The sequence below is a fragment of the Brevibacterium sp. CFH 10365 genome (assembly GCF_009299785.1).
GTDB classification, from domain to species: domain Bacteria; phylum Actinomycetota; class Actinomycetes; order Actinomycetales; family Brevibacteriaceae; genus Brevibacterium; species Brevibacterium limosum.
The window spans coordinates 538,960-564,115 of sequence record NZ_VIGO01000001.1; the positions used below are offsets into that span (position 1 = coordinate 538,960).

The 25,156-nt window shown below is 66.9% G+C and carries 22 protein-coding genes; 11 read left to right on the forward strand and 11 right to left on the reverse strand.

What is annotated here, in order from left to right; translation table 11 throughout:
• Window positions 1-6: 6 nt before the first annotated feature.
• Window positions 7-648: a TetR/AcrR family transcriptional regulator gene (locus FHG09_RS02285; protein ID WP_193627249.1), complete on the reverse strand. Its 642-nt coding sequence runs from the start codon at window positions 646-648 to the stop codon at window positions 7-9.
• Window positions 649-715: 67 nt separating this feature from the next.
• On the opposite strand from FHG09_RS02285, the gene FHG09_RS02290 reads away from it, so the two are divergent.
• The 3 genes from FHG09_RS02290 to FHG09_RS02300 are packed head-to-tail and all read left to right on the forward strand — an operon-like array spanning window position 716 to window position 4,880.
• Window positions 716-2,272 carry a glycerol-3-phosphate dehydrogenase/oxidase gene (locus FHG09_RS02290; RefSeq protein WP_152346067.1) on the forward strand — a complete coding sequence of 519 codons (1,557 nt, stop codon included), beginning with the start codon at window positions 716-718 and terminating at the stop codon, window positions 2,270-2,272.
• A gap of 5 nt (window positions 2,273-2,277) precedes the next feature.
• Window positions 2,278-3,930 (forward strand): FAD-binding oxidoreductase, encoded by a 1,653-nt coding sequence (locus FHG09_RS02295; RefSeq protein WP_152346068.1) that lies wholly within the window; start codon window positions 2,278-2,280, stop codon window positions 3,928-3,930.
• Entirely contained in the window at window positions 3,927-4,880 is a 954-nt protein-coding gene (locus tag FHG09_RS02300; protein ID WP_193627250.1) for a diacylglycerol/lipid kinase family protein, read from the forward strand. Before FHG09_RS02295 ends, FHG09_RS02300 begins: the two co-directional genes overlap by 4 nt.
• Window positions 4,881-4,978: 98 nt before the next feature.
• Here the strand turns inward: FHG09_RS02300 and paaZ are convergent, their stop codons facing one another.
• From paaZ to FHG09_RS02310, 3 genes are all read right to left on the reverse strand, one after another.
• Window positions 4,979-7,015: a phenylacetic acid degradation bifunctional protein PaaZ gene (gene paaZ, locus FHG09_RS02305; RefSeq protein ID WP_152346070.1), complete on the reverse strand. Its 2,037-nt coding sequence runs from the start codon at window positions 7,013-7,015 to the stop codon at window positions 4,979-4,981.
• Between the two features lie 187 nt (window positions 7,016-7,202).
• Window positions 7,203-7,376, reverse strand: a complete 174-nt coding sequence (locus tag FHG09_RS19705) for a hypothetical protein (RefSeq protein WP_166828723.1) — start codon at window positions 7,374-7,376, stop codon at window positions 7,203-7,205.
• Window positions 7,369-7,674, reverse strand: coding sequence for a YtxH domain-containing protein (locus tag FHG09_RS02310; protein WP_152346071.1), 306 nt, complete (start codon window positions 7,672-7,674; stop codon window positions 7,369-7,371). The genes FHG09_RS19705 and FHG09_RS02310 overlap by 8 nt, the downstream gene beginning before the upstream one ends.
• Window positions 7,675-7,985: 311 nt before the next feature.
• Between FHG09_RS02310 and FHG09_RS02315 the strand changes: the two genes are divergently transcribed.
• Both FHG09_RS02315 and FHG09_RS02320 read left to right on the forward strand, forming a co-directional pair.
• Window positions 7,986-9,350 carry an MFS transporter gene (locus tag FHG09_RS02315; RefSeq protein ID WP_152346072.1) on the forward strand — a complete coding sequence of 455 codons (1,365 nt, stop codon included), beginning with the start codon at window positions 7,986-7,988 and terminating at the stop codon, window positions 9,348-9,350.
• Window positions 9,351-9,496: 146 nt separating this feature from the next.
• Window positions 9,497-10,516, forward strand: coding sequence for a serine/threonine dehydratase (locus tag FHG09_RS02320; protein ID WP_152346073.1), 1,020 nt, complete (start codon window positions 9,497-9,499; stop codon window positions 10,514-10,516).
• Window positions 10,517-10,534: 18 nt separating this feature from the next.
• On the opposite strand, the gene FHG09_RS02325 is transcribed toward FHG09_RS02320, so the two are convergent.
• From FHG09_RS02325 to FHG09_RS02335, 3 genes are all read right to left on the reverse strand, one after another.
• Window positions 10,535-10,726, reverse strand: a complete 192-nt coding sequence (locus FHG09_RS02325; RefSeq protein WP_062860502.1) for a hypothetical protein — start codon at window positions 10,724-10,726, stop codon at window positions 10,535-10,537.
• A 63-nt stretch (window positions 10,727-10,789) separates the two neighbouring features.
• Entirely contained in the window at window positions 10,790-11,605 is an 816-nt protein-coding gene (locus FHG09_RS02330; RefSeq protein WP_152346074.1) for an ABC transporter ATP-binding protein, read from the reverse strand.
• 175 nt (window positions 11,606-11,780) lie between these two features.
• Window positions 11,781-13,277 (reverse strand): long-chain-fatty-acid--CoA ligase, encoded by a 1,497-nt coding sequence (locus tag FHG09_RS02335; protein WP_152346075.1) that lies wholly within the window; start codon window positions 13,275-13,277, stop codon window positions 11,781-11,783.
• A 241-nt stretch (window positions 13,278-13,518) separates the two neighbouring features.
• Here FHG09_RS02335 and FHG09_RS02340 point away from each other — a divergent pair, with 241 nt between their 5' ends.
• Complete coding sequence (locus FHG09_RS02340) at window positions 13,519-14,757, forward strand: PucR family transcriptional regulator (protein WP_152346076.1); 1,239 nt, start codon at window positions 13,519-13,521, stop codon at window positions 14,755-14,757.
• Window positions 14,758-14,867: 110 nt separating this feature from the next.
• On the opposite strand, the gene FHG09_RS02345 is transcribed toward FHG09_RS02340, so the two are convergent.
• Both FHG09_RS02345 and FHG09_RS02350 read right to left on the reverse strand, forming a co-directional pair.
• Complete coding sequence (locus FHG09_RS02345) at window positions 14,868-16,394, reverse strand: aldehyde dehydrogenase family protein (RefSeq protein WP_152346077.1); 1,527 nt, start codon at window positions 16,392-16,394, stop codon at window positions 14,868-14,870.
• Window positions 16,391-18,019: a GMC family oxidoreductase gene (locus FHG09_RS02350; protein ID WP_152346078.1), complete on the reverse strand. Its 1,629-nt coding sequence runs from the start codon at window positions 18,017-18,019 to the stop codon at window positions 16,391-16,393. The genes FHG09_RS02345 and FHG09_RS02350 overlap by 4 nt, the downstream gene beginning before the upstream one ends.
• Window positions 18,020-18,272: 253 nt before the next feature.
• Between FHG09_RS02350 and FHG09_RS02355 the strand changes: the two genes are divergently transcribed.
• The 5 genes from FHG09_RS02355 (at window position 18,273) to FHG09_RS02375 (ending at window position 22,699) form a co-directional block, all read left to right on the forward strand.
• Window positions 18,273-19,196 (forward strand): IclR family transcriptional regulator, encoded by a 924-nt coding sequence (locus tag FHG09_RS02355; protein ID WP_152346079.1) that lies wholly within the window; start codon window positions 18,273-18,275, stop codon window positions 19,194-19,196.
• 110 nt (window positions 19,197-19,306) lie between these two features.
• Entirely contained in the window at window positions 19,307-19,879 is a 573-nt protein-coding gene (locus FHG09_RS02360) for a TetR/AcrR family transcriptional regulator (RefSeq protein WP_227492495.1), read from the forward strand.
• Window positions 19,876-21,261, forward strand: coding sequence for an MFS transporter (locus tag FHG09_RS02365; RefSeq protein WP_152346080.1), 1,386 nt, complete (start codon window positions 19,876-19,878; stop codon window positions 21,259-21,261). The genes FHG09_RS02360 and FHG09_RS02365 overlap by 4 nt, the downstream gene beginning before the upstream one ends.
• A gap of 184 nt (window positions 21,262-21,445) precedes the next feature.
• On the forward strand, window positions 21,446-21,646 hold the full coding sequence (locus FHG09_RS02370) for a hypothetical protein (protein WP_152346081.1): 201 nt from the start codon (window positions 21,446-21,448) through the stop codon (window positions 21,644-21,646).
• A 72-nt stretch (window positions 21,647-21,718) separates the two neighbouring features.
• Window positions 21,719-22,699 carry an Ldh family oxidoreductase gene (locus FHG09_RS02375; protein ID WP_193627251.1) on the forward strand — a complete coding sequence of 327 codons (981 nt, stop codon included), beginning with the start codon at window positions 21,719-21,721 and terminating at the stop codon, window positions 22,697-22,699.
• Here the strand turns inward: FHG09_RS02375 and dapA are convergent.
• Window positions 22,653-23,573 (reverse strand): 4-hydroxy-tetrahydrodipicolinate synthase, encoded by a 921-nt coding sequence (dapA, locus tag FHG09_RS02380; protein ID WP_152346083.1) that lies wholly within the window; start codon window positions 23,571-23,573, stop codon window positions 22,653-22,655. The two genes, FHG09_RS02375 and dapA, sit on opposite strands and share 47 nt — an antisense overlap.
• On the reverse strand, window positions 23,570-25,039 hold the full coding sequence (locus FHG09_RS02385; RefSeq protein WP_152346084.1) for a protoporphyrinogen/coproporphyrinogen oxidase: 1,470 nt from the start codon (window positions 25,037-25,039) through the stop codon (window positions 23,570-23,572). The genes dapA and FHG09_RS02385 overlap by 4 nt, the downstream gene beginning before the upstream one ends.
• Between the last annotated feature and the right edge of the window lie 117 nt (window positions 25,040-25,156).

Genomic DNA, 25,156 nt, shown 5'->3' on the forward strand with positions numbered 1-25,156 from the left:
CGGCTCTCAGCCGAGGTCGAAGCCGAGCGCCGACATCCCGGCGGCGACGACCCACTCCACCGTCCCGTCCATCTCGGCCAGCAGCTCCTCGCGCAGCGGCTCGTAACCGCTGATCACCCAATCGACGACGAGCTGGATTCCCGCTCCGACGAGCACATCGCCGAGGATGCGCCGCTTTTCGTCCGTGGCCATCAGCCCGGGGACCGACGCGGCCAGACGGTCGACCAGTTCGCCGCCGATCGACCTCCCATGTCGGCGATAGAGCTCGTCGACCCGCGCGCTGACCCCGAGCACTTCGAAGAGATGCACGCGTGCCCTCACCGGATCGGCCTGAGCCCAGTGGAGGAAGGCGGCGATGAAGCCGCGCAGCACCTCGGGGGCGCTGTTCCCGCCTCCGGCGAGCACAGTCGCGCGCAGATCGGCGACGACCTGCTCGTAGACCGCGCAGAGGAGGTCTTCGAGGGTGGAGAACGATTCGTAGAAATAGCGCTTGTTGAGGCCCGCGGACTCACAGACCGCCCCGACTGTCGTCGCCCGATACCCCTGGGTGCCGAAGAGGGAGAGGCCGGCCGCGATGATCTGCTCGCGACGAGCGCTGGTGCGCTCTGCGGCGCTGCTGCCGGCGTACTGTCGTCCCTCATCACTCACACTGTGATCTTGACAACATCGGCGAACGATTGCAAACTGGTACGCACTCGTACCAGAAAGGACGCCGATGAAGTCCACCTTTCCAGGAGACTCCGCACTCAATGCCGATCGCCGAGCTCGGGACCTCGCCTCCGTCACCGAAGGCGAGGTCGACCTCGTCGTCATCGGCGGCGGATTCACCGGCGTCGGGGTCGCCCTCGATGCGGCGGCCCGTGGGCTCAGCGTCGCCCTCGTCGAACGCGGCGACCTCGCCTCGGGCACCAGCAGCTGGAGCTCCAAACTCGCCCACGGCGGACTGCGCTACCTGGCCAAGGCCGACATCGGGATTGCATGGGAATCAGCCGTCGAACGCGGCCGGCTGATGAACACCATCGCCCCGCACCTCATCCGGCCGCTGCCGATGATCTTCCCGCTGCACCCGGGGATCGGCCGCGTCGAGGCCGCCGTGACGAGCGCCGGCTTCCACGCCGGCGACGCCCTGCGGATGCTCGCGCGCACCCCGAAGGAACTGCTCCCCCACCCCCGCCGGGTCTCGGCCGCCGCAGTCCGGCGGCTCGCCCCGACCACCGACGCCGCTGGTCTGCGCGGCGGACTGCTCAGCTGGGACGGCCAGCTCATCGACGACGTCAGGCTCGTCGTCGCCCTGGCCCGCACGGCCGCAGACCATGGTGCACGCATCATCACCTACGCCGAGGCGACCGACATCGAACCCGGCCGCGTGCACGTCAGGGACCGCCTCACCGGGGACGAGCACACCATCGGCGCCAAGCAGATCGTCAACGCCGCAGGAGTCTGGTCCGATACGCTCTCCGACGAGGTCGAACTGGCCCCCAGCAAGGGTTCGCACATCCTCGTGCAGGCCGCTCGCCTGGGCCACCCGGAGGCCGCGATCACCGCACCGGTGCCCGGTCACTTCGGCCGCTACGTCTTCGCTGTGCCGTGGCACAACGGTCTGGTCATGATCGGCCTCACCGACGATCCGCATCATGGACCGATCCCGGAGCGCGCCCACCCCGACGGCGACGAAGAGACGTTCCTCCTCGACACGATCAACGCCGTCCTCGGCGACAAGCTCACGCCCGAGGACATCGTCGGCAGCTACGCAGGCTTCCGCCCGCTGATCAAGAGCACGGGAGCGTCAGCCAGCGCCGACCTCTCGCGCAGGCACGCCCTGCTGCGCGACTCGCGGACCGGTGCGCTGACCATCGTCGGCGGCAAACTCACCGCCTACCGACGCATGGCCGAAGACGCCGTCGACGCCGTGGTCGAAGCCGGCGGCCTGTCGGCCGGACCGTGCCGAACCGCCGAACTCGGGCTCGTCGGCAAGGGCACCCCCGCCCCCGGCCTGCCCGAACGCCTGGTCGCCGTCTTCGGAACCGAGGCCGCGAAGGTCGCCGCCTACGGTGACGCCGACCCCGGCCTCAACGAACCGGTGAGAGAGGGGATCCCGCTGACCGGGGCGGAAGTCCGCTTCGCCGTCGAGCACGAACTCGCCCTCACGGTCGAGGACGTCATCGACCGGCGGTCCCGTTGGGGTCTCGTCGACGCCGATCGCACCGACCTCTATGACGCTGTGGTCCGGCTCGCTCCGGAACTCATCGCCGAATCACGACACGAAGGATGACGAACATGGACAACACTCGACCGCGCATGCGCTGGTGGGGCTGGGGCGAGGACGGCAACGACGGCCCCGTCAAGCCCGGCGCGAAGAAGATCCTCAGCAAGCACTGCGGCTGGCCGACCGGGGTCGATCACCCGCCGGTGGCACTCGAGGACGTCGCGCTGCCCGAATCGACGCTCACCGATGAGGTGCGCGTCCGCCTCGCCGAGACCGTGGGCGAGGACTTCGTCCGCGACGATCGTGCCGTCCGCGTCTCCCATGCGGCCGGGCGCAGCCTGCCCGACCTCATCCGTCTGCGCAGCGGAGCGCTGACCTACGCTCCCGATGCGGTGGTCTACCCCGCGTCCGACGCCGAGGTGGACGCCCTGCTGGCCGTGTGCAGCGAAGAATCCGTTGCGGTCGTTCCGTTCGGCGGCGGCACGAGCGTCGTCGGTGGCATCACCGCCGCCCGTGCGCAGTTCTCGGCATGCGTGAGCATCAGCCTGGCCCGTCTCGACAAGATCGTCGACGTCGACGCAGAATCGCTGACGGCCACGGTCCAAGCCGGAGTCTTCGGACCCGATCTGGAGGAGGCGCTGCAGGCTCGCGGCTTCACGCTCGCCCACTACCCCCAGTCCTTCGAATTCAGCACCGTCGGCGGCTGGGTCGCCACCCGCTCCGCCGGTCAGCAGTCGACCGGATACGGGCGCATCGACGAGAACGTGTACGGCCTGCGCTGTTCGACTCCGAACGGTCCGATCGAGCTGCGCACCACCCCGGCCACCGCGGCCGGCCCGAATCCGCGCCAGCTGTTGGTCGGCTCGGAAGGGACGCTGGGCATCATCACCGAGGTGACGCTGCGGATCCGCCGCACACCGCAGTCGAGCCTGGCCGACTCCTGGTTCTTCCCCGATTTCGCCTCGGGCACCGCGGCGCTGCGTGATATGGAGCAGTCGGGACTCCGCCTTGACATCGCGCGGCTCTCGGATGTCAACGAGACCGCGTTCGGGCTCTCTCAGCTCGGCAGCGAACTGCAGCGTAAGGGCATCCTCGCCTATCTGCGCGCTCGCGGAGTCTCGACTCCCTGCCTGCTCGTCGTCCGCTTCGACGGCCGCCCGGCCGAGAATCGCTCACGCCGGTCCGAGGCGCGGTCGATCGCCCGGAAGCACAAGGGCGTCAACCTCGGCGCGGTTCCGGAGACGACATGGGAGAAGCACCGCTTCTCGACCCCGTACCTGCGCGATCAGCTGCTGCGGGAGGGGATGATCGTCGAGACGTTGGAGACCTCGGCACCATGGTCGACGGTCGAACAGCTCCACGACACGATCAGCGTCGCCGTCGAGAAAGCCCTGGCCGATCGCGGGACACCCGCGTTCGTGCTCTGCCACGTCTCGCACCTCTACGCCTCGGGCTGTTCGCTGTACTACACGATCTTCGCCAAGCAGCAGATCGGTGCGGAGATCGCCCAGTGGAAGGCGCTGAAATCCGCGGCCGGCGACGCCATCATCGCAGGCGGCGGCACGATCACCCACCACCACGCCGTGGGCACCGACCACGCCCCCTGGATGACAGCAGAGACCGGTGGGCTGTGGCTGCGGATGCTGCGGGCGGCCAAGGCCGAGGTCGACCCCGCAGGCATCATGAATCCGGACAAGCTCATGAACGGACCTGCAAGGCTGTGAGCGGCGACCCCGAAGACAAGGACTCCACGGTCAGGGGACCCGCAGGCCCGACCGCCGACCGCTCGACCGTGCCCGTGATCCTCAATCCCACCGCCCGCAGAGGCGCCGTGCTCAAACGCATCGATCCGCTGGTCGAGGCCTTTGCCGCCCACGGTCTCGAGGCGCGGCTCGTGAGGAGCATGAGCGAGGAGCATGCGAAGGAGCTGGCCGCCGGATTCGCCGCAGATGGCGCACGGGTCGTGGGCGCACTCGGCGGTGACGGGATGGCGCGTTCGGTCGCGGCCGGCCTCGTGGATACGGATACATCTCTGGGCGTCATCGCCGGCGGTCGCGGCAACGACCTCATCGGCAAGCTCGGCATCCCCAAGGACACCGAGGGGGCCGTGGCGAACATCGCCGCCGGCCGCGATCAGATCGTCGATGTCCTCGACCTCGATGGGAAGGTCAGTCTCAGCAATGTCTGCCTCGGTCTCGACTCGACCGTCCAGCGCCACGCGAACTCGGCCAGGTACGTCAAGGGACGGTGGGTGTATCTGTACGGGGTCCTGCGTGCGATCCTGCCGCCGAAGAGCATCGAGCTGGAGCTGACCGTCGACGGTAGGCGCGTCGATTTCCGGGGCCTGACCGCAGGCTTCGCGAACTCGGGTCGCTATGGGGGCGGGCTCAAGCTCTCCCCCGAGGCGGAGCTCGATGACGGGCTCATCGACGTCGTCCTGCTCAAGAACGCGTTCCTGCCCAGACTCGCCGTCGAACTCGTCGCGTTCATGTCGGGCAGGCACGACCGTCACCCGCATATCCACTACGGCCATGCTCGCGAGATCCGCATCGACACCCCGGCCGGCGCAGCTCCGGTCGCCATCGTCGCCGATGGCGACGAGATCGGCCAGACCCCGGCCAGCGTGACAATACGTCCGTCGTCACTGAAGGTCCGCGTCCCCCGAGGCCGGTGACGATGGCCCGCCGGTGACACGACTGAGCGCCCGCCCTCACGGGTCGACGCTCAATCCTTGACCTCCAGCGGTGCCTGGCCCTCAGTCTTCCTCGAGCCTCAGCACTCCTTGGCCACGAGCGTGAGCACGTCGTAGTTCGCGACGGGTTCGTCGTTCTGGTTCACGACCTGCGCGTCCCAGCGGACCTCACCGTACTCGTCGGTCTCTCGCGGGGTGATGCGCTTGGCCGTGAGCGTGACCTTGAGCTTGTCACCCGGGGAGACGGGCGTGATGAAGTTGAGCCCCTCGAGGCCGTAGTTCGCGAGCACCGGCCCCGGGTCCGGCTGGACGAAGAGTCCGGCGGCGAAGGACACGATGAGGTAGCCGTGGGCCACGCGTCCCGGGAAGAACGGGTTCGCGGCGGCCGCCTCTTCGTTCATATGAGCGTAGAAGGTGTCGCCGGTGAAGTTCGCAAAGTGCTCGATGTCGTCGAGCGTGACTTCCCGCCACTCCGAATCGAGGGTGTCGCCGAGGCGCAGATCGGCCAGCGACTTCGTGAACGGATGCTCGCTGAGGCGGCGCTGCGAACCGTTGACCCATTCCCCTCCGATCGCGGTGAGCATATCCGGGGAGGCCTGGATCGCGGTGCGCTGCATGAAGTGTTCGACGCCGCGCAGTCCGCCCATCTCCTCGCCGCCGCCGGCCCGACCGGGGCCGCCGTGGATGAGGTTCGGCAGGGGCGAACCGTGACCGGTCGACTCTTCGGCATCGTCGCGGTCGAGGACGAGGACCCGGCCATGCCAGGGAGCGATCCTGCGGACGAATTCGGTGGCGAAATCGCGGTCGTGGGTGACGACGGAGCCGACCAGGGAGCCGCGGCCACGGGCGGCCAGGCGGACGGCTTCCTCGGTGTCTGAATAGGTGATGATCGAGGTCACGGGACCGAAGGCCTCGATGTCGTGGACGGCGTCGGCCCAGGGGTCATCGGCCTGGAGGACGGTGCCTGCGACATAGGCCCCGCCGTGCTCGGCGGCGAGCCTGTCCGACTCCTCACGTCCGCCGGCGAGCAGGTGCGCTCCCCCGGCGATGATCCGGTCGACCGCGTCGAGGACGTCGGTGCGCTGCTTGTCGGAGACGACGGGGCCCAGGCGGGTGGACTTCTCGCGCGGATCGCCGACGCCTTGGGTGGCGAGCTTGGCGATGATGGCTTCGCTGACCGCCTCGGCGTGGGCCTCGGGGACGAAGGTGCGGCGGATCGCGGTGCACTTCTGACCGGCCTTGACGGTCATCTCGGCGACGACGCCGGAGACGAAGAGGTCGAATTCTTGCGTGCCGGGTGCGGCGTCGGGGCCGAGCAGGGAGAAGTTGAGCGAATCCGCCTCGGCGAAGAAGCGCGTGCCGCGCTGGGTCACGCAGTCGAGCCCGGAGAGCGTGCGGGCGGTGTTCGCGGAGCCGGTGAAGGCGATCGCGTCCTGTTCGGCAAGGTGGTCGAACAGCGGGGTGACATCACCGCTGACCAACTGGATCGCACCGGCGGGAAGCAGGCCGGACTCCATCATATCCGCGACGACCGCGCGGGTCAGGTGGGCGGTGTCGGTGGCGGGCTTGACGACGACGGGGATGCCGGCGACGAACATCGGCCCGAACTTCTCGAGCATGCCCCAGACGGGGAAGTTGAAGGCGTTGATCTGCAGCGCCAGGCCCTGTCGGGAAGTGAGGATGTGGCGGCCGACGAAGGTGCCGTTCTTCGACAGGCGCTCGACCCCGCCGTCGAGGTGGACGGTCGAGTTCGGCATCTGTCGGCGGGCGACGCCGGAGTAGGTGAAGAGGGTGCCGATGCCGCCCTCGATGTCGACGAAGGCGTCGCGCTTCGTGGTGCCGGTGGAGAACGAGATCTCGTGGTAGCTCTTCGTGCGCTCCATGAGATAGGTCGCGAGCTTCTTGAGGATCACACCGCGCTGGTGGAAGGTCAGATTCTGCAGCGCCTCGATGCCGGTCGTCCGAGCGTGGTCGGCGACGGCGGCGAAGTCGACTCCGGCCGAACTCACCGAGTGCAGGAGCTCTCCGGTGCCGGCGTCACGGACGGGTCGGGCGGACTCGGTCGCCCCGGGCGTGTGCCAGGATCCGGCCACATAGGAACTGAGGATTTCGGTCATGCTTTGCTCTCCCTGGTGAAACGACGTCTCCCGGTCCACGGCGGCCGCTGTCGGCACCGCTGCCGATTCCTAGAAATATACTAACCAATCGGTCGGTAATTGTCATAGGGCGCCGTCAGGGCGCACAGAGACCGACACAGGGTGAGCGCGGCATAGGGCGAGGTCACCCGCCCCGCAGCGAGATCGGTCAGAGGCGGTCGAGCAGCTCTCGCTCGGCGTCGGGATGGATCTCGCCCGTGTCCTTGTCCACCACCGGCTCGATGCGACCCTGCTGCTCCCACTGGGCGGCGATGACGCCGAGCTCGGCCTCGATGGCCTTTCGGCTGGCCCCGAAGTGCGCGGTATCGGAGATCTCAGCCATGGCTGTCCTCCGTCGGGTCCTCAGTCGAGTCGCCGGAGATCTTCGACTTCATCTCACCGCCGACTCTCTTCGATTTCTCGCCGGCGCTCTTCAGCGCCTGCTCGGCTTTGTCCTGCACGACCGGAGCCTTCTCCCTGACTGTGTCCTCGATGTCGGACACGCGGTCTTGGACCTTGGGGTCGCTCCACAGATCCTGCGCATATCCCTTCAGCGTTTCGTAGCTCTGCCGGCCGGCGCGGGAGCCGAGGACGAACCCCACTCCGATTCCTGCCGCGAGTAGAAGTCTGCCTTTCATCATGCCCCTCTCTCTGCTGTTCCGGCCACGATAACGGCACCGAGCAACGGCGCGGAACCGGGCCGCTGACTCACCGATGACCGCCGCGAACGGGCGCAGCCGGCGGCGAGGGGACCGCGCCCGGCCCTCATGCAGGTGACATCGGCCACCATCTGCAATATAGTCAGAGGCAATTACTGACCAAGCAGTCAGCCGTGGCGGGCGGCCACCCGTCACGCGCCCCACCGACGGCACCGGCGATCACTCAGAGTCGAGGACCACCGCCGTCGGCAACGGCACCAGGCAATGTCGCCCAGCAACCGAAAGATCCTGTCATGTCCACCACAGCCCCCGGCCCGGCCGCATCACAGCCGACCGAGCCCCATTCGATCACCCGCGAAGAGCGCAAGGTCCTCGCCGGCACTCTCGTCGGCACCACCATCGAGTGGTACGACTTCTTCATCTACGCCCAGGCCGCCGGCCTCGTGCTCTCCGCCCAGTACTTCGGCCCGCTGGCCTCGGACAATCCGGCGCTCGGGCAGATCATGGCGTGGGCGTCCCTGGGCATCTCGTTCCTCTTCCGGCCGTTGGGCGCGATCATCGCCGGCCACCTCGGCGACCGCATCGGGCGGAAGAAGATGCTCGTGCTCACGCTCATCCTCATGGGGGCCGCGACCTCGCTCATCGGTCTGCTGCCGAACTACGCGATGATCGGAATCGGCGCTCCGATCCTGCTCACTCTGCTGCGGATCCTCCAGGGATTCTCCGCCGGCGGCGAATGGGGCGGAGCAGCACTCCTGTCCGTCGAGCACGCCCCGATCTCCAAGCGCGGCATCTTCGGCGCCTATCCGCAGATCGGTGTGCCGGTCGGCATGATTCTGGCCACCGGCGTGATCTGGGTCCTCACCACCGTGCTCACCCCTGAACAGTTCGCGAGCTTCGGCTGGCGCATTCCGTTCCTCTTCTCCGTCGTCCTCGTCCTCGTCGGCTACTACATCCGCCGCCAGGTCGAAGAGAGCCCGGTCTTCGCCGAGCTCGCCGAACGCAAGGCCGAGTCCTCGGCCCCGCTGGGCACCCTGTTCAAGAAGAACACGAAGGAAGTCGTCCTCTCCGCGCTCATCTTCATCGGCAACAACGCCGTCGGCTACATGATCATCGCGTTCTTCGCCGCCTACGCCTCTCGCCCGCTGGCCGAGGGCGGATCCGTCGGCCTCGACCGGGCACCCGTGCTGCTGGCGACGACGCTGGCGAGCTTCGGATGGCTGGTCTTCACGATGTGGGGCGGCGCGCTCTCGGACAAGCTCGGACGCGTGCGCACCTTCCAGATCGGCTACATCCTGCTCATCGTGTGGCTCATCCCGACGTTCCTCATGATCGACATGGCCAACATCTGGATGTACGGCATCGGCATCTTCGTCCTCACCGTCGGCATGGGCCTGTCCTATGGCCCGATGTCGGCGATGTATGCGGAGATGTTCCCCGCCCAGGTCCGCTACTCGGGTGTGTCGATCGGCTACGCGCTCGGCGCGATCCTCGGCGGTGCCTTCGCCCCGACCATCGCCGAGACCCTGCTCGCCGAGACCGGTTCGTCCATCTCGATTGCGATCTACATGATCATCGTGTGCATCATCTCGCTCATCGGCGTCAGCCTCGTCAAGGAGACGAAGGGCGTCGACCTCGGCCTGACCAAGCACCACTGAGGCCGAGCTCAGCCCCCCGGCTCTTCTACTGCCACCTGATTTCCTCGTCGATCCGAGGCGATTTGCGTGCCTGAATCACCTTGGAACGACCAGACAATTCGCCGAGGAGACGAGACCCCTCAGCAGCTCTCGCATAGGGTGATGACATGACTGAGCTGACGTATCCCGACATCGAAGCCGCCGCAGCCCGGATCGCCGGACGAGTCCGACCGGTCACCGTCGCGTCCGCGCAGCCCGGGAACCTCGCCGAGGCGGCCTCCCCCACCGCGGCTGCGTGGAGTTCCGGCCCTGCCGAGGACCCGAGCGCATCCGGCCTGCTCTTCGCCCTCGAGTTCATGCAGTACACGGGCACTTTCAAGGCCCGCGGTGCGCAGAACTTCATCCGGGCCCATCTCGAGGAGGGCACCTTCCCCGAGGCGGGAGTGACGATCGCCTCGGGCGGGAACGCAGGGCTCGCCTGCGCCTGGGCGGCCCGTGCCGCCGGTGTGCCCGCGACCGTCTTCCTACCCGCGAATGCGCCGGAGGTCAAGGTCGATCGTCTGCGCTCCTACGGCGCCGAGGTGGTGCTGAAGGGCAGCGAATACGCCGAGGCGGCCGCGGCCTGCCGTGACTTCGTCGACTCCTCGGGGGCGTTGGCTTCGCACGCCTACGACCATCCGCTCATCGCCGCCGGCGCGGGCACGCTGATGACCGAGATTCTCACGCAGGTGCCCGACCTCGACACGGTCGTCGTCTCCGTCGGAGGCGGCGGGCTGTTCGCCGGAGTCGCGACAGCCGCGACTTATCACGGGGTGCGCACGGTGGCGGTCGAACCGGAGAACTGTCGCGCGCTGGGTGCCGCACTGGAAGCGGGCGAGCCGGTCGACGTCACGGTCGATTCGGTGGCGGCGGATTCGCTCGGTGCCCGTCGGGCCACACCGCTGGCACTGGACGCGGCACGGTCGGATCTGGTCACCTCGGTGCTGGTCAGCGATGAGGCGATCATCGACACCCGGCAGCATCTGTGGGGCGATCACCGGCTGGCGGTCGAACATGCGGCGGCCACAGCTCTGGCGGGGATCAGCGGCGCCGACGAGTCGAAGACGACCGGCGGCTATGTTCCGGCTGCGGGAGAGAAGGTGTGCGTCGTCCTCTGCGGGGCGAACACCGGCCTCGGCGATCTCTGAGATCTCTGACGCAGGCGGTCAGCGCGTTCGGTCACGGTCCTTCGACTTGAGGGAGGCCTTGATGAGACCGAAGATCGCGAGCGCGACGACGACAGTGATGATGGCCTTGACGAGGAACCAGGCGATGGAGAACGCGACGTTGACCACCCACCACGCGATGATGACGGCGATGATCGCGCCGATGATGCTCCACACGGTACTCATCTTCATGCCTCAAGCCTAGGCCCGAGTCCACGGCGGTGCAACGCACGCGGTGACTGTCCCAGACGATCTTCAGCCGACGGACGCGACAGACGCGCTGGTCGTACGGACCGCACGGGCGGACCAGCGGCGGTCGGCGAAACCCACCTCGATCGGATGGTCGAAGGCGGCGGAGACCTGCTCGGAGGTGAGCGCCTCGGCGATGGGACCTGCGGCGGTCAGACGCCCGTCGGAGATGAGCGCGGCGTGCGTGGTGGTCTCCGAAATCTCCTCGAGATGGTGCGTGACCAGCAGCGTCGACAGCTCCGGCGAGCGCAGCGACAGGGCGTCGATGGTCTCGAGCAGCTGTTCGCGGGCGGCGACGTCGAGGCCGGTGGTCGGTTCGTCGAAGAGCAGCAGCTGCGGGTCGGCGATGAGCGACCGGGCGACGAGGGCACGCCCGCGCTCCCCCTGGGACAGCACCTTCCACCCGGCGTCGGCACGCGACGTCAGACCCACCTCGGCGATCTGAGCATCGGCCTTCGCCACCTCGTCCGATTCGGGCTCCCACCGCATGGGACGATCGATCGTGCCGGTCAGGCCCGTGAGGACGACTTCTCGGACGGTGAGGTTCGAGCGCAGCGGGTGTCGCGGGTTGACGTGTCCGATGAGCCGGCGCAGGGCCGCGAGTTCGACCCGGCCCATCCGAGAACCGAGGATGTCGACGGTGCCCGAGGTCGGGAACACCTGCGCCGAGGCGAAGCTCAGCAGCGTGGACTTCCCCGCCCCGTTGGGGCCGATGAGCACCCAGTGCTCGCCGGCGTCGATGCGCAGGTCGATGCCGTGGAGGATCTGCGTGTGCCCACGCCGGAATGTCACATCAGCGATGTCGAGGACGGTCTCGGCCACGTCTCACTCACCTCTCGGAACGTCGACCCCACCGATTCGTCGGGCCGGTTCGATTCTAGGCCGTCCCTCGCCGAGGTGGCCGCCGAGTTGAGATACGAAGGTTCCACATCTTGGACCTGAGTTCGGGAGGCCGCCCGCGCGGTCGCACGCGTCCTCAGCTCAGTGCGTCCTCAGCTCAGCGCTTCGCCGGTGCGGAGATCTCACGGCGCAGGATCTTGCCGGTCGGTCCCTTGGGCAGCTCGTCGACGATCCACACGTTGCGGGGGTATTTGTACGCGGCGACGCGGTCCTTCGCGAAGTCGCGCAGCGCCTCGGCGTCGACGCTGCTGCCGGCCTTGAGCGCCACAGCCGCACCGATCTCCTCACCGAGGTCGTCGTTCGCGATGCCGATCACGGCCGCCTCGGCGACGGCCTCGTGCTCGTAGAGCGCCTCCTCGACCTCGCGCGGATAGACGTTGTAGCCGCCTCGGATGATGAGGTCCTTCTTCCGGTCGACGATCGTGTAATAGCCGTCGGCGTCCTGTTCTGCCAGGTCGCCGGAGTGGAACCATCCGTCGCGGATGGCCACCTGCGTCGCTTCCGGCCGACCCCAGTACCCCTTCATCACGGGTTCGCCCTTGATCGCGATCTCGCCGATCTCACCGACGGGAACGTCATCGTCGTCATCGTCGACGAGCTTCATCTCGACTCCGCGGACGGGCACGCCGATAGTGCCGGTCTTGCGCTCCATTCCCGGCTGGTTGAAGCAGGCAACCGGTGAGGTCTCGGACAGGCCGTACCCTTCGAGGATGATGCAGTCGAAAGCGGACTCGAAGTTCTTCATAACCTCGACCGGCATCGCCGATCCACCGGAGATGCACGAGCGCAGACTGGACACGTCGAACGACTCGCGCCCCTCAGCATGGAGCATGCGGGCGTACATCGTCGGCACACCGATGAACACGGTGACCTTCGCATCCTGGATGGTCTCGAGGGCCTCGATCGGGTCGAAACGCGGGATGAGGGCCAGGCAGGAGCCGCTGAGCACGGAGGCGTTGAGTCCGCAGGTCAGGCCGAAGCAGTGGAACAGCGGCAGGCAGCCCATGACCATGTCATCCTCTGTGAGGTCGATGAGCGTCTCGGCGGTGACTGCCGCGTTGGTCATCATATTGAAATGGGTGAGTTCCGCGCCCTTCGGCTGGCCGGTGGTGCCGGAGGTGTAGAGGAGCACGACGGTGTCGTCGTCGGCTCGGGACACCACCTCAGGTGTAGGGTCGAAGGCGGACAGCTGATCGGCGAAGTCCGCGGGGTCGACGCTAACGCATTCGATGCCGACCGCGGTTGCCGCCTTTCCAGCCTCGCCTGCCATGTCCTTCCACGCGAAGACGAGCGCGGCCCCGGAATCCTCGAGGTAGTACTGCACCTCACGCTCCTTGAGCAGCGGGTTCATCGGCACGACGATCGCGCCGACGGACAGCGCCCCGTAGAAGAGGACGGGGAATTCGAGGACGTTGGGCAGAACGAGTCCGACGCGGTCGCCGGGCCCGATTCCCCTCTCCGTGAGCATCGTCGCGACCCGCTGCGCTCGGTCCTGCAGCTGCGTATACGTCAGCACCGTGTCGCCGAGGCGGACGGCAGGTCGGTCTCCGTGCCGGCTAGCGGTGGTGGTGAGATTGTCGGCGAGGTTGGTCATGGCATCCTCCAGGCTTGATTCGTTCGTCTTTGATCGGCTCGGTGCTGGTGCTGTCGGGACCACCACCGGTTGTGGCCCCAGCACAGGAGAAGAGTCGGCTCCTCGGCCGGATTCGACTCCCGCCGTCCGGCCCTATGGTGGCCACTCTGCCGCTGCAAGCGGCTTCGGACAACGGGATGTGCAACAGAAACGCGGCTCGCTGGTTGTAGTCGGACAACAACGATGCCCGTATGCTTCTGCCATGGTCGCCAATCCACTCGTCCTGCGCATCATCGACCGAGTCCGAGCATCGCTGCCGGCGACGGTCCAGCGCTCGGTCAGCCGCACCTGGCGGGAAGTGCCCGCGTACCCCGCCAGCCCGGACAAGAACCTCGCCGAGGATCTCACCGCCCACACGTACACCGTGTTCGAAGCCGCCCTCACCCCCTTGGAGGAGGGGCGCCGCGCCACCGCCGAGGACTTCCCGATCACCGCTTCCCAAGCCCGGCGCCGGCTGCGGCAGGGCGTGACCCTGCCGGACTTCCTCACTGGTTTCCGGATCGGGCAGGAGACTCTGTGGGAGGCGATCGTCGATGCCTCGGACTCCGAACAGGAGACTCGCGATGAGGCCCTGCACATCGCCATCCACGTCATGAGCGTCATCGAGGTCGGCAGCTCCGTCGGGGCCGTCGCCTACCTCGAGACCCAGCAGCTCGACATGGCCGAGGGCGACCGGGTCCGCCGTGACCTCGTCGACGATCTGCTGTCGGGTCGACGCCTGGCGCCGGGGCCGAGTGCGGACCTCGCCGAGGTGTCCGACCTCCGCCCGGATTCGCGCGTGCTCGTCGCCACGGCCACCTCGCAGACGCCGCTGCGTGATGATCGAGGCATGCGCGAGGTCATCACAGCCCTGCGTTCGGTCTTCGATGTCGGCCGTCGCGGCATCGCCGTGGTCCTCCAGGATCAGATCGTCGGGATCACCCCGGTGACCTCCGACGGCACGACCACCCTGGACGATCTCGAACGGGTCCACCGGGAGCTGTCCCGCCACGGCACCGACCTGTGCGTGGGCACCTCCACCGTCCACGAGGGCCTGGACCGTGTGCCCGAGGCGTACCGCGAGGCTGTGCTCGCGCAGGAGAGTCTCAACGGTATGCCGGGAGTGAGGTCGCTGCATGCCCTCACTCCGCTCGACTACCTCGTCACCCTCGACGACGACGTGGCCCACCGCCTCATCCGCCCCGAACTGCGCCGTTTCGTCGAGGACGATCTCGCCGCCGGCGGTGTCCTCATCGAGACATTGCTCGAGTACGCGGCCTGTGACCTCAACGCCAAACTCGCCGCCGAGCGACTCCACGTGCACGTCAACACCGCCTACTACCGCCTCGACGCTGCCGCAGAACGCACCGGCCACAACGTCCGCAGCTTCACGGATCTGCAGGAGACGATCATCGCCATCCGCATGCTCACCGCGCGCGGAAACGTCCCGACCTCGAATTGAACGATCCCCGCGCCGAGGCGGCTCTTCCCCGGATCGGGAGGTCATCCTCGGCGCGGGGATCGGTGACTTCTCGAACCGAGGTCGGATCGTCAGGGCCCGACGTCGGATGGTCAGGTCGGAACCGGGACCTCGGCCGGCGCCGGCAGCACGAGGGCGTAGCCGTGTTTGGCCCAGTCAGTGTCGAGGCTTTCCTGGACGGCTTTGACCTGGGTGTATTCGGCCAGGGCGTCGGGGCCGAGCTCGCGGCCGATGCCGCTCTGCTTGTACCCGCCGAACGGGTTGAACGGGAAGCCCGCGTGCCAGTCGTTGACCCACACCGTGCCGGCTTCGAGTGCGTTCGCGACAGCACAGGCGCGCTCGGATGAACCCCAGACTCCGGCGGAGAGTCCGTATTCGCTGTCGTTGGCGATCGCGATCGCCTCGGCTTCGTCGTCGTACCCGATGACGACGAGGACGGGACCGAACACCTCCTCGCGGGCGATGCGCATGTCGTTGGTGACATCGGTGAACACGATCGGCGGCACCCAGGCCCCGGTCTCGAACATCTCCCCGTCGGGAAGTTCACCACGGTAGGCCAGCGTCGCCCCCTCCTCGGCGGCGATCGCCAGGTAGCGTTCGACCCGGACCTTCTGATCCTGGGAGGCGACCGGGCCCATGTCCGAGGCGGGATCGGTCGGATCGCCGATCGTCACATCCTGCAAGCGGGTGATGAGGCGGTCGACGATCTCGTCCTTGCGGGAGTTGGGCACGAGCAGTCGGGTGCCGGATTCGCACACCTGACCGGAGTACATGAGGAAGGCGAAGATCGATCCGTCGATCGCGGCATCGAGGTCCGCGTCATCGAGGATGATGTTCGGGCCCTTGCCGCCGAGTTCGAGGGTCACCTTCTTGAGGTTGTCGGCGGCTGCGCGCTGGACGCTCTTGCCGACCTCGGTGGATCCGGTGAAGCCGATCTTGCGGACGTCCGGGTGTTCGGCGAGCCGGGCGCCGACAGTCTCGCCGGGGCCGGTGATGATGTTGAGCACTCCGGGCGGCAGGCCCGCCTCTTCGGCGGAGCGGGCGAGTTCGAGCAGGGTCAGCGGAGTGTTCTCGTCGGCTTTGAGCACAAAGGTGTTGCCTGCTGCCAGGGCCGGCCCCAGCTTCCATCCGGCGAGGACGAGGGGGAAATTGAAGGGCACGATGCCCGCGCACACGCCGATGGGTTCGCGGCGGATGGTCGCTCGCGAATCCGGTGACTCGGCGGCCAGCGGATTGTCCTGTTCGGGGGTGAAGCCGCGGGCCATGCCCGCGAAGACCCGCAGGTTCGCCACGCCGAGGCCGATATGGAAGGCGCCGGCGGTGCGCACGGTGACCCCGTTCTCGGCGGTCGCCAGGGCGGACAGCCGCTCGGCCTTGGCCTCCATGCTCGCGGCGATCCGGTCGAGGATGTCCGCGCGCTGGTCGGGCGTCATATTCCGCCAGGTGCCCTCTTCGTGAGCGGCAACGGCAGCGGCGACCGCGGCATCGGCATGTTCGACTCCGCCGAAGGCAACACGGGCAGCAGTCTGGCCTGTGGCCGGTGAGGTGATTGCGTGAGCCTCAGCGGTGTCGACCCACTGGCCGTCGATGAACATTCGGTAGGTGGGGATCTCGGTCATGCCGGAACCTCCTCTTTCTGTGTGATGGGGGTGGCCGCCTCGGTGGCGGTGGTGGGCTTCGCGGTGCGAGTGTCGGTGGTGCGGGATTCGGCGATGAGGTCGGCGGCCTTCTCGCCGATTATGATCGTCGGGGCGTTCGTATTGCCGCGCACGACGGTCGGCATCACCGAGGCGTCGGCAACGCGCAGACCGTCGACGCCGATGACCTTGAGCTCGGGGTCGACGACGTGGCCGATCGAGCAGGTCGAGGTCGGATGGTAGAGCGTCTGCCCGACCTGGCGGGCGAATTCGAGCAGCTCCTCGTCGCTCGTTCCCTCCGGCACGATGTGGTCACCGGAGATGACCTTCTGCATCGCCGGCTGGGAGGCGATGTCCAGCGCGATGCGCAGTCCGGCGAGGATGCTCTGCTTGTCCTCTTCAGTTCCGAGGTAGTTGTGGAGGATCCGGGGTGCGACTTTCGGGTCGGGCGAGCGCAGGGTGAGCGTTCCGGTGCTCGTGGGTTTGAAGACGCAGGGACCGGCGGCCAGTCCTTGGACCGTCTGGGCGCCGAGCCCCTCCTCGGCGAAGAGGCAGGGGGTGGAGTGGAACTGCACATCGGGGCCGTTCAGCCCTTCTCGGGTTTCGAAGAAGCCTCCGGCTTCGCCGATGTTCGAGGTCAGCGGGCCGCGGCCGGCGGTCTGCAGCAGTTCGGCGTTGGCCGGGGAGACTGCGGTCTTGAGAGTTTCGAGGTCGGTCGTGTAGTTGAGCATGACCATGTAGTGGTCCTGCATGCGCTCACCGACGGGCAGGTCGGCGACCTTCTCGATGCCGAAGGCGTCGAGCTGGGCGGCCGGGCCTACGCCGGAGAGCAGGAGGAGATGGGCAGAGCCGTAGGCGCCGGCCGAGAGCACGACCTCACGGTTCGCGCGGATCTGCTCGATCTCGCCGTAGCGTTCAATCTCGACTCCGACGGCACGGCTGCCCTCGATGAGCACCTTGCGGGCGTGGGCGTCGGTGATGACGGTGAGGTTCTTCCGCTCCGCCACAGGGTGGAGGTAGGCCACAGCCGTGCTGCAGCGCATTCCATCACGTTGGGTGACCTGGAATCGGCCGACTCCGAGTTGTTCACCGGAGTTGAAGTCCTCATTGTGGTCGAATCCGGCCTCGACGGCACCGTCGACCCAGGCGTCGCACAGCGGGTTCATCGACCGGGATTCGGAGACGGTCAGCGGACCGTCGGCTCCGTGGAAGTCGTCTGCCCCGCGCTCATTGGACTCGGCCTTCCGGAAGTAGGGAAGCACCTCGTCATAGGACCAGCCGGTGGCGCCGTCGGCGGCCCACTGGTCGTAGTCGGCGCGGTTGCCGCGGATGTAGATCATCGCGTTCATCGAGCTCGATCCGCCGAGCATCTTGCCGCGGGGAAGGTAGGCGCGGCGGCGGTGGAGTTCGGGTTCCGGTTCGGTGTCGAGGTCCCAGTCCCACTGGCTCTTGAACAGGGTGCTGAATGCGGCTGGGATGTGGATCTCGTCGGCGGTGTCGGCGGCTCCGGCTTCGATGAGCGCGACGTTGACGTCGGGATCTTCGCTCAGACGAGCGGCCAGCACACATCCGGCCGATCCTGCGCCTACCACGATGTAGTCGTACATGATGTCCTCACTGTTGCGTCATTGCTTCGGGGTGCAGTTCGAGTGTGGTGCAGGCCACAGTGAGGATGCTTCGTGAGTCGGCCCAGACTTCACGGTCGTCGATTGTGAGTCGACCACAAGTGAGGCCAGAACTCCGGGTACGTTTTCCGGGGAAGGAGGATCGCTCCAGGTCAGCTCGCCGAGGCGACCCACCGTTGGCCAGTTCCGCTGCGTCTGCGGTCGTGCCCCGACAGGCACGGGCCATAATGGAGGCATGCACAACGGCGCCGATTCGAATGAGGACCTCCGCGAGGAATATCGCATCAAGATGCGCGGTCGGCTTCTGCGCCGGTCCGCTTCGTTCAATGTCGCCCACGCCGTCGACAGCCTCGAACCGGGCACCGGTGCCCAGAGCATCCAACGCGCACTGACGCTGCTCAACCTCGTCGGTCTCATCGCCGGTGAGAGACGGGAAGGCGCGAGCCTGTCCGAGCTGGCCTCGATCAGCGGACGCCCGAAGGCCAGCGTCCACCGCATGCTCCAGGCGCTGATCGCCATGGGCTACGTCGAACGGCTCGAAGAGGGCGGATATCGGCTGGGCGTGCAGTCCCAGATCCTCGGGCAGCTCGCCCAGAAGTCAGTCGATCCTCTGGTCACCGAGTCCGAGTCGAGCCTGCTGCGCCTGGCCGAGCTCAGCCAGGACACCGTGTTCCTCACCCTGCGCACCGGCAGCTATTCGATCTGCGCCCGCCGCGAGGAGGGCTTCGGTGAGATCTTCAACAACGCCCTGTCCGTGGGCGACCGTCATCCGCTGGGCATCGGAGCCGGATCCTTGGCGATCCTCTCCGAGCTCTCCCCCGCCGAGGTGGACGCCCAGTTCGAGGCCAACGCCGAGATCCTGGCCGAACGGTATCCGAAGGTCTCGGTCCCGCACCTGCGCGACATCATCGATCAGGCCCGCATCGACGGCTTCGTCCACAATCCCGGGCTCTTCGCCAAGGGGTCGTGGGCCGTGGCGGTGCCGCTGCGCATCCGCGGCTCCCGCCCGCGCGCGGCCCTGTCGATCGCCTCGATCGCCGACCGTGTCACCGGCTCCAGGGTCGAGCGCCTCGTCGCACTGCTGCGTCGGGAGGCGAAGGCCATCGCCGAGGCGCTGAGTTCGCAGACCGATCCCACCCCGGATTCCGGAGACCTCTGACTCGCCCTCTGCTCCCCACCCGCAGGAAGCACCCCCACCGCGAAAGCGACCATCTCGCAACTTCGTGGCAAGGACTTTAGTTACTAGTCACTAACTGGTAATTTATGTCTATGGCACAGAGGATGAGCGGCGCAGATCGCCGCAGACAGGTTCTCGAACTCGCCGCGAGGGAATTCGCCGAACACGGTCTGCACGGCGCGTCGACAGACGCGATCGCCCGGGAGGCAGGCATCACGCAGGCGTACATCTTCCGCATGTTCGGCACGAAGAAGGCACTGTTCCTCGAACTCGTCGCCCAGTCCTTCGACCGGGTCAGCGAGGCCATGCTCGCAGCCGCTGAGGGGAAGACCGGTCGACAGGCTCTCGAGGTCATGGGCTCCCAGTACTATGATCTGCTCACCGATCGGCATTCGCTGCTTCTCCAGCTGCAGGGACTCGCGGCCTGCGGAGACGCCGAGGTCAAGACGGCAGTCCGCGAGAGATTCGCTCACATGTGGCAGGTCGTCGCCGACAGCACCGAGCTCGATCCGGTAACCGTCAAATCCTTCCTTGCCTTCGGAATGCTGCTCAACGTCGGAGCGGCCCTGGACATCAATGAGGTCGACGAAGACTGGGCCAGCGGCATCCGCACTCTGATTCGCCCCGGTCTATTCGACCACATCGATGACCAGACGAACCGATGACCACCCCGAACAGCAACCCCACCGAACGCACACTTTCGCGAACCATCATCGCCATCGCCCTCCTCGGCGCTGTCATCGGCGGAGTCGGTGCCCCGCTCATCACCTCGGCTGCGGTCGATCTCGACATGCCGCTCGAGATGGCGCAATGGACACTGACGATCACCCTCTTCACCGGCGCGGTCACCGCACCGGTGCTCGGCCGCCTCGGCGCTGGTCGACACCGTCGAACGACGGTACTCATCGCCTTGGGACTCGTCGCCCTCGGCGGTCTGCTGACCGCAGTTCCCGCTCATTTCGCCGTGCTCATCATCGGTCGCGGACTTCAGGGACTCGGTCTCGGAGTCACCCCACTTCTCATGAGCATTGCGCGCGATCATCTGAGTGCCGCTCGTGCCGAATCAACGATCGCGACGGTGTCAGTCGCATCCACAGTGGGCATCGGCGTGGCGTACCCATTGATGGGCTTCGTCGACGAAGCGGCAGGCCTGCGCATCGCCTATGGTCTCGGTTTCCTGCTGTCCCTGACCGCCTTCGTCCTCGCTTGGCTCGCTCTCCCGAGCAGCGATTCGCGGCAGAGGGTCCACATCGATTCTGCGGGTGCACTGCTCTTGGCCGTCGGCATCCTCGGCGTGCTCATGGTCGTGGCTCAGCCTTCGGTGTGGCAACAGCCGTGGATCGGCGCTCTGATACTCATCGTATCCGTAGCCGCATTCGCCGGCTGGGCGGCGGTCGAGCGCAGCACGACGTCACCGCTCGTCGACCTGCGACTCTTCCTCACAGGCAATGTGCTGCGCGCCAACATCGCCATGCTCGCCTCCGCGGTCGCGATGTATCTGCTGTTCTCGCTGTTCACCCGCTACGTGCAGACTCCGGCCGACTCGGGATACGGCTTCGGTCTCACCGGAGCCGGTGCCGGAGCTGCGCTCATTCCCTTCTCCGTACTCGGATTCGTCGCGGGACGGGCCACCCCGTCGCTGGCGGCGATGACATCGGCACGGTGGACGTTCACGATCCATTCGGCAACTGTCATCGCGGGGATGGCCGTATTCGCCCTCTCTTCGGACTCCCTCATCTTCACTCTGATTGCGATGAGCCTGCTTGGCTTCGGCGTCGGCGGCGTCTCGGCGATTATGCCGCGGCTCATCCTCGACGGTGTGCCGAAATCCGAGACCTCCAGTGTCCTCTCAATCAATCAGATCGTTCGTGCCAGCGGGTTCAGCTTCGGAAGCGCTCTCGCCGGGCTGCTGTTGGCGACCGCCACGCCTGCTGACTCACTGGTTCCAACCGAGTTCGGATATACGGCCGCTGGACTCGTAGCTATTCCGCTCGTTGCGCTGGGCATCGCCGTTGTCGCGATTCGACGGTGCCCGGCGAGCAGATGACGCACATCGTTCTCGGTGGCGGACGCGGGCCTCGGTGGCGGGTGCTGAGCTGATGGACGATTCTGTCAACTGCGTGCGTCCTCTGGGAGCTCGCGCTGCTCTTCACGGCAGCCCCGCCTCATACTATTGCCATAGTGAAACCTGCCGTGGCAGCGGAGGTCACGGACGGGAGAGGAGGAAAGCCATGAAATTCGGTCTGCGAACCCCATCTGTGAAGCGTTCGCTGAAGGTACGGACCACCGGACGCGCCAAGCGTATGGTCAAGAAGGCGGTAGTCCCAGGCTATGGTCAGCGCGGAATGGGCGTGGTGAAGAACCCGAAACGAGCCGCCCGAAACGCGGTGTACAAACGCACGACGTTCAGCATCTGGGACCTGTTCAAATAGACGTCTCGATCAGCTGGACCGCGCCGCTCCCCGCGCCTCGGCGCCGGCCCGACCTCCGGTAGCGTGATGGGCATGCCGGAGACTTCTGATTCCTCAACCGTGTCCCTGACGATCGCCGAACTGCGGGACCTGTGCATCGCGGCGATCACCGCGGCCGGCGGCTCTCCCGCGCTGGCGCAGTCCCTGGCGGACGCGACAGTGGCCGCCGAGCGACGGGGCAAGACCCAGGTCGGCACGGCGCACCTCGTCGACTACCTCGACGGGCTCGAAGCCGGCCGCATCAACGGGCAGGCGCATCCGCGAGTGACGAATCGCCTGCCCGCAGCGCACCATGTCGATGCCGACCGCGGCACCGCGCAGCTCGCCTTCGACGCAGCTTTCGATGACTTCGTTTCGTCTGTCGCGACGCTCGGCATCTCCGTCCTCAGCATCGCCAACGCCTTCACTGCCGGGGAGCTCGGCTACTTTACGACGCGGCTTGCCGAACGAGGCCTGCTGGCGTTCGCGGGAGCCAACTCACCGGCGCTCATGTCACTGTTCGGCTCACCGGGCTCGGCGACCGGAACGAACCCCTTCTCATTCGCCGTTCCCCATGCCGATGGCCCGCGGATGTTCGACCAGGCGACCAGTGCGACCGCGTGGGTCAACATCCGCGACGCCGCCGATCGGGCAGAGACGATCCCCGAAGGCTGGGCACAGGACCCGAACGGGGCGGCCACGGTCGACGCCGAGGCCGCCCTCGCCGGCTCCCTGCTCCCGTTCGGCGGGGTCAAGGGCAGCAATGTCGCGCTCATGGTCGAACTGCTCGCCGTCCACGGCGGGGGCCGCTTCTCCGTCGACGCGCCCGCGTTCGATACCGGCGGAGACAGTCCGGGCACCGGCCTGTTCATCATCGCGATTGCGGCAGATGCCTTCGACCCCGCCTATTCGACGCGGGTCGCCGATCACTTCGAGCGTCTGCACACTCGATTCGGCATCGACTTCGGTCGCAAACGCCGCGTCGAGGTCATCGAGCTGCCCCGCGAACTCCACTCAGCACTCCTTCGCCGCTGAGGGTCGTCAGGGCTTCTTTGATCCTCTCCCTGGCGTCGGGATCGGTGTCGGCCAGCGGCCGCCTCGGCGAACCGACGGGGACGCCGCGCAGCTCGAGCCCGGTCTTGACGGCTTGGATGAACGGTTCGGAGATCATCGCGTCGATGACCGGGTAGAGCCGCGCCCACTCAGCACGCGCCCCGTGGAGGTCGCCGTCGGCGATCTTGGTCGACACCGACACGATCTCGGCAGGGAGGACGTTCGCAGCGCCGGCGACCATTCCGGCCGCACCTTCGACGAGGCCGGAGTAGATGTAGCTGTCCCAGCCGATGAAGGTGGAGATGACGTCGCTGTGGTGGTGGATGAGCTTGAGCGCCTGTTCCCAGTCCGCGCTCGAGTCCTTGATATGACGGATGTTCGCGACTTCCTCGGCGAGGGTGCGGACGGTGTCCGGGTCGAGGTTGACGCCGGTGGCGGCCGGGATGTTGTAGAGCATGACGTCGATGTCGACGGCAGCGGCTGCGGTCTTGATGTAGTCCACGGTCTCGGCCAGCGTCAGGGGCTCGTAGTAAGGGGTGACGATCATGAGCACATCGGCGCCGGCCGCCTGCGCGGCTCGGGAATGGCGAATGGCTTCCCGCGTCGAGGTGGCTCCGGTCTGGGCGACGATCGGCACCCGTCCGGCGGTGCGCTCGATGACGAATTCGAGCATCTGCTGCCGCTCGTCCCCGCTCATCGTTGCGAATTCTGCGGTCGAGCCGCCGACGACGAGACCGTCGACTCCGCCGTCGATCGACCGGTCGACGATGCGGCCCAGCGCCTCATAGTCGATGTTCTCCTCGGCGTCGAAGGGAGTGGTGAGTGCGGTGAGGACTCCGCGCAGCTGAGTGGTCATGATGTCTCCGTAAGGGTCTGAGATGCAGTGGTTGCCTGAGAGGCAGTGGTCTGGGTGTTCGCCTCGTGTCGAGGCGGTTCGTTCTCGTTGGGGTGCTGGACGGGGTGGTGCCGGCGGGTCTGCCTGGCGGTGACGAGGATGTTCGCGGCCTCCTGGGCTGCGGTGAAGCCGGAGCTGATGGCGGTCTCCGTGTACAGGGTGCCCATGTAGTCACCGGCGAGGAAGACCCTGCCGGAGAGCGCGTTGAGTGTCGGTTGGAGCTTCCCGCGACCCGGGAAGCAGTAGGGCGCGCCCGTGCGCCAGCGCTGGACCTGGGCCTCTTCGACGATGCCGGCGAAACCGGGCAGCACCTCGTCGAGGTCGCCGATATAGGTGTCGAGGATGTCCTCGTCATCCTGGTCGAGCAGCTTCTTCGCGAGGCTCGCCGGAGAGAAGGTCATGATGCTCCCTCCGGGCTGTCGCTCGGATTCAGTGCCGCGGACGATGTTGCCCTGGTTCATCACCACGTTGAAGGAGCGCTTCGGCGTGGCGATCCCGTAGGCCTGGTCCCAAGGCTGGGGTTCGGTCTCATTGGTGAGGAAGGCCGCGGAGACGTAGGGTCCGTAGACGATCTTCGACAGCGCCTCCCGCTTGGCCTCCTGCAGGTCGACGGCGATCTTGTGCGCCACGGTCGCCGGGGTGGCGAGCACGACCGACAGCGCTTCGATCTCATGATCGATGTCGTCCTGCCGGTAGCGGACGACTACATGATCCTTCTTGTGGACGATCTCAAAGACCTTCGCGTCGAGCTGGATGTCCTCCTGCAGCGGGGCGGCGATCGACTCGATGAGGTTCGACGGTCCCCCGCCGATGCTGCGGTTGAGCCCCTGGCCGATGTTCCACACGAGGCTGAAGTAGCCGATCCCGGCACCGGCTGCGAGTTCGTCGGGGTCGGCGGCCGAGCGGGTGATCGTCGGGCGGAACATCGCCTCGGCGTCTTCGGACAGTTCTCCGATGTAGTCGGCGAAAGACCGGTCGTTCTCGAAATCGTAGATCCTCTGCTGGCGCATCTCCGAGCTCTCGTTCGGACGCAGACGCACGGCGTTGGCATAGCGCAGGACGTCGGCGGAGACCTTGACCCCGGCCCTGATCATCGAGGCCCGGTCCTTCAACGACATCGGGATCCGGAACGGATAGGACTGGACGGGCCCGTCGATGAGCAGCTTGCCATTCATCGACACCGCAGACAGCGATCCGGGGATCTCCGTCGATCGGGTCTGCGTCTCGGTGATGAGGGCGTTCGTCGCAGTCTTGCCCCCGGCGAACATGTGTCCGCCCCAGTTGAGGAAATAGCGTCCGCGGTTCTCCGATCGGATCCGCCCGCCGACTCGGGAACCCGATTCCAGCAGCGTCACATCCCAATTGCGCAGTCGCCATGCTGCTGACAGTCCGGCGAGTCCGCCGCCGACGATGACGGCATCTTTCATGGGGAGCACCCCCTCTCTGCTCTGAGCGCCCGCGCACCTTCACGCGGAACATCTGCACACAGAATAGGATGTGATCACATTTCTTTGCAAGTGTTTGATCACATCTGATTTTGAGAG

What these genes read in the sequence shown, in the direction of transcription:
- FHG09_RS02290 (WP_152346067.1), top strand. Translation starts at nt 716, where the DNA reads ATGAAGTCCACCTTTCCAGGAGACTCCGCACTCAATGCCGATCGCCGA.
- FHG09_RS02295 (WP_152346068.1), top strand. Translation starts at nt 2,278, where the DNA reads ATGGACAACACTCGACCGCGCATGCGCTGGTGGGGCTGGGGCGAGGAC.
- paaZ (WP_152346070.1), bottom strand. Translation starts at nt 7,015, where the DNA reads ATGACCGAAATCCTCAGTTCCTATGTGGCCGGATCCTGGCACACGCCC.
- FHG09_RS19705 (WP_166828723.1), bottom strand. Translation starts at nt 7,376, where the DNA reads ATGGCTGAGATCTCCGATACCGCGCACTTCGGGGCCAGCCGAAAGGCC.
- FHG09_RS02310 (WP_152346071.1), bottom strand. Translation starts at nt 7,674, where the DNA reads ATGATGAAAGGCAGACTTCTACTCGCGGCAGGAATCGGAGTGGGGTTC.
- FHG09_RS02315 (WP_152346072.1), top strand. Translation starts at nt 7,986, where the DNA reads ATGTCCACCACAGCCCCCGGCCCGGCCGCATCACAGCCGACCGAGCCC.
- FHG09_RS02320 (WP_152346073.1), top strand. Translation starts at nt 9,497, where the DNA reads ATGACTGAGCTGACGTATCCCGACATCGAAGCCGCCGCAGCCCGGATC.
- FHG09_RS02325 (WP_062860502.1), bottom strand. Translation starts at nt 10,726, where the DNA reads ATGAAGATGAGTACCGTGTGGAGCATCATCGGCGCGATCATCGCCGTC.
- FHG09_RS02335 (WP_152346075.1), bottom strand. Translation starts at nt 13,277, where the DNA reads ATGACCAACCTCGCCGACAATCTCACCACCACCGCTAGCCGGCACGGA.
- FHG09_RS02340 (WP_152346076.1), top strand. Translation starts at nt 13,519, where the DNA reads ATGGTCGCCAATCCACTCGTCCTGCGCATCATCGACCGAGTCCGAGCA.
- FHG09_RS02345 (WP_152346077.1), bottom strand. Translation starts at nt 16,394, where the DNA reads ATGACCGAGATCCCCACCTACCGAATGTTCATCGACGGCCAGTGGGTC.
- FHG09_RS02350 (WP_152346078.1), bottom strand. Translation starts at nt 18,019, where the DNA reads ATGTACGACTACATCGTGGTAGGCGCAGGATCGGCCGGATGTGTGCTG.
- FHG09_RS02355 (WP_152346079.1), top strand. Translation starts at nt 18,273, where the DNA reads ATGCACAACGGCGCCGATTCGAATGAGGACCTCCGCGAGGAATATCGC.
- FHG09_RS02360 (WP_227492495.1), top strand. Translation starts at nt 19,307, where the DNA reads ATGGCACAGAGGATGAGCGGCGCAGATCGCCGCAGACAGGTTCTCGAA.
- FHG09_RS02365 (WP_152346080.1), top strand. Translation starts at nt 19,876, where the DNA reads ATGACCACCCCGAACAGCAACCCCACCGAACGCACACTTTCGCGAACC.
- FHG09_RS02370 (WP_152346081.1), top strand. Translation starts at nt 21,446, where the DNA reads ATGAAATTCGGTCTGCGAACCCCATCTGTGAAGCGTTCGCTGAAGGTA.
- FHG09_RS02375 (WP_193627251.1), top strand. Translation starts at nt 21,719, where the DNA reads ATGCCGGAGACTTCTGATTCCTCAACCGTGTCCCTGACGATCGCCGAA.
- dapA (WP_152346083.1), bottom strand. Translation starts at nt 23,573, where the DNA reads ATGACCACTCAGCTGCGCGGAGTCCTCACCGCACTCACCACTCCCTTC.
- FHG09_RS02385 (WP_152346084.1), bottom strand. Translation starts at nt 25,039, where the DNA reads ATGAAAGATGCCGTCATCGTCGGCGGCGGACTCGCCGGACTGTCAGCA.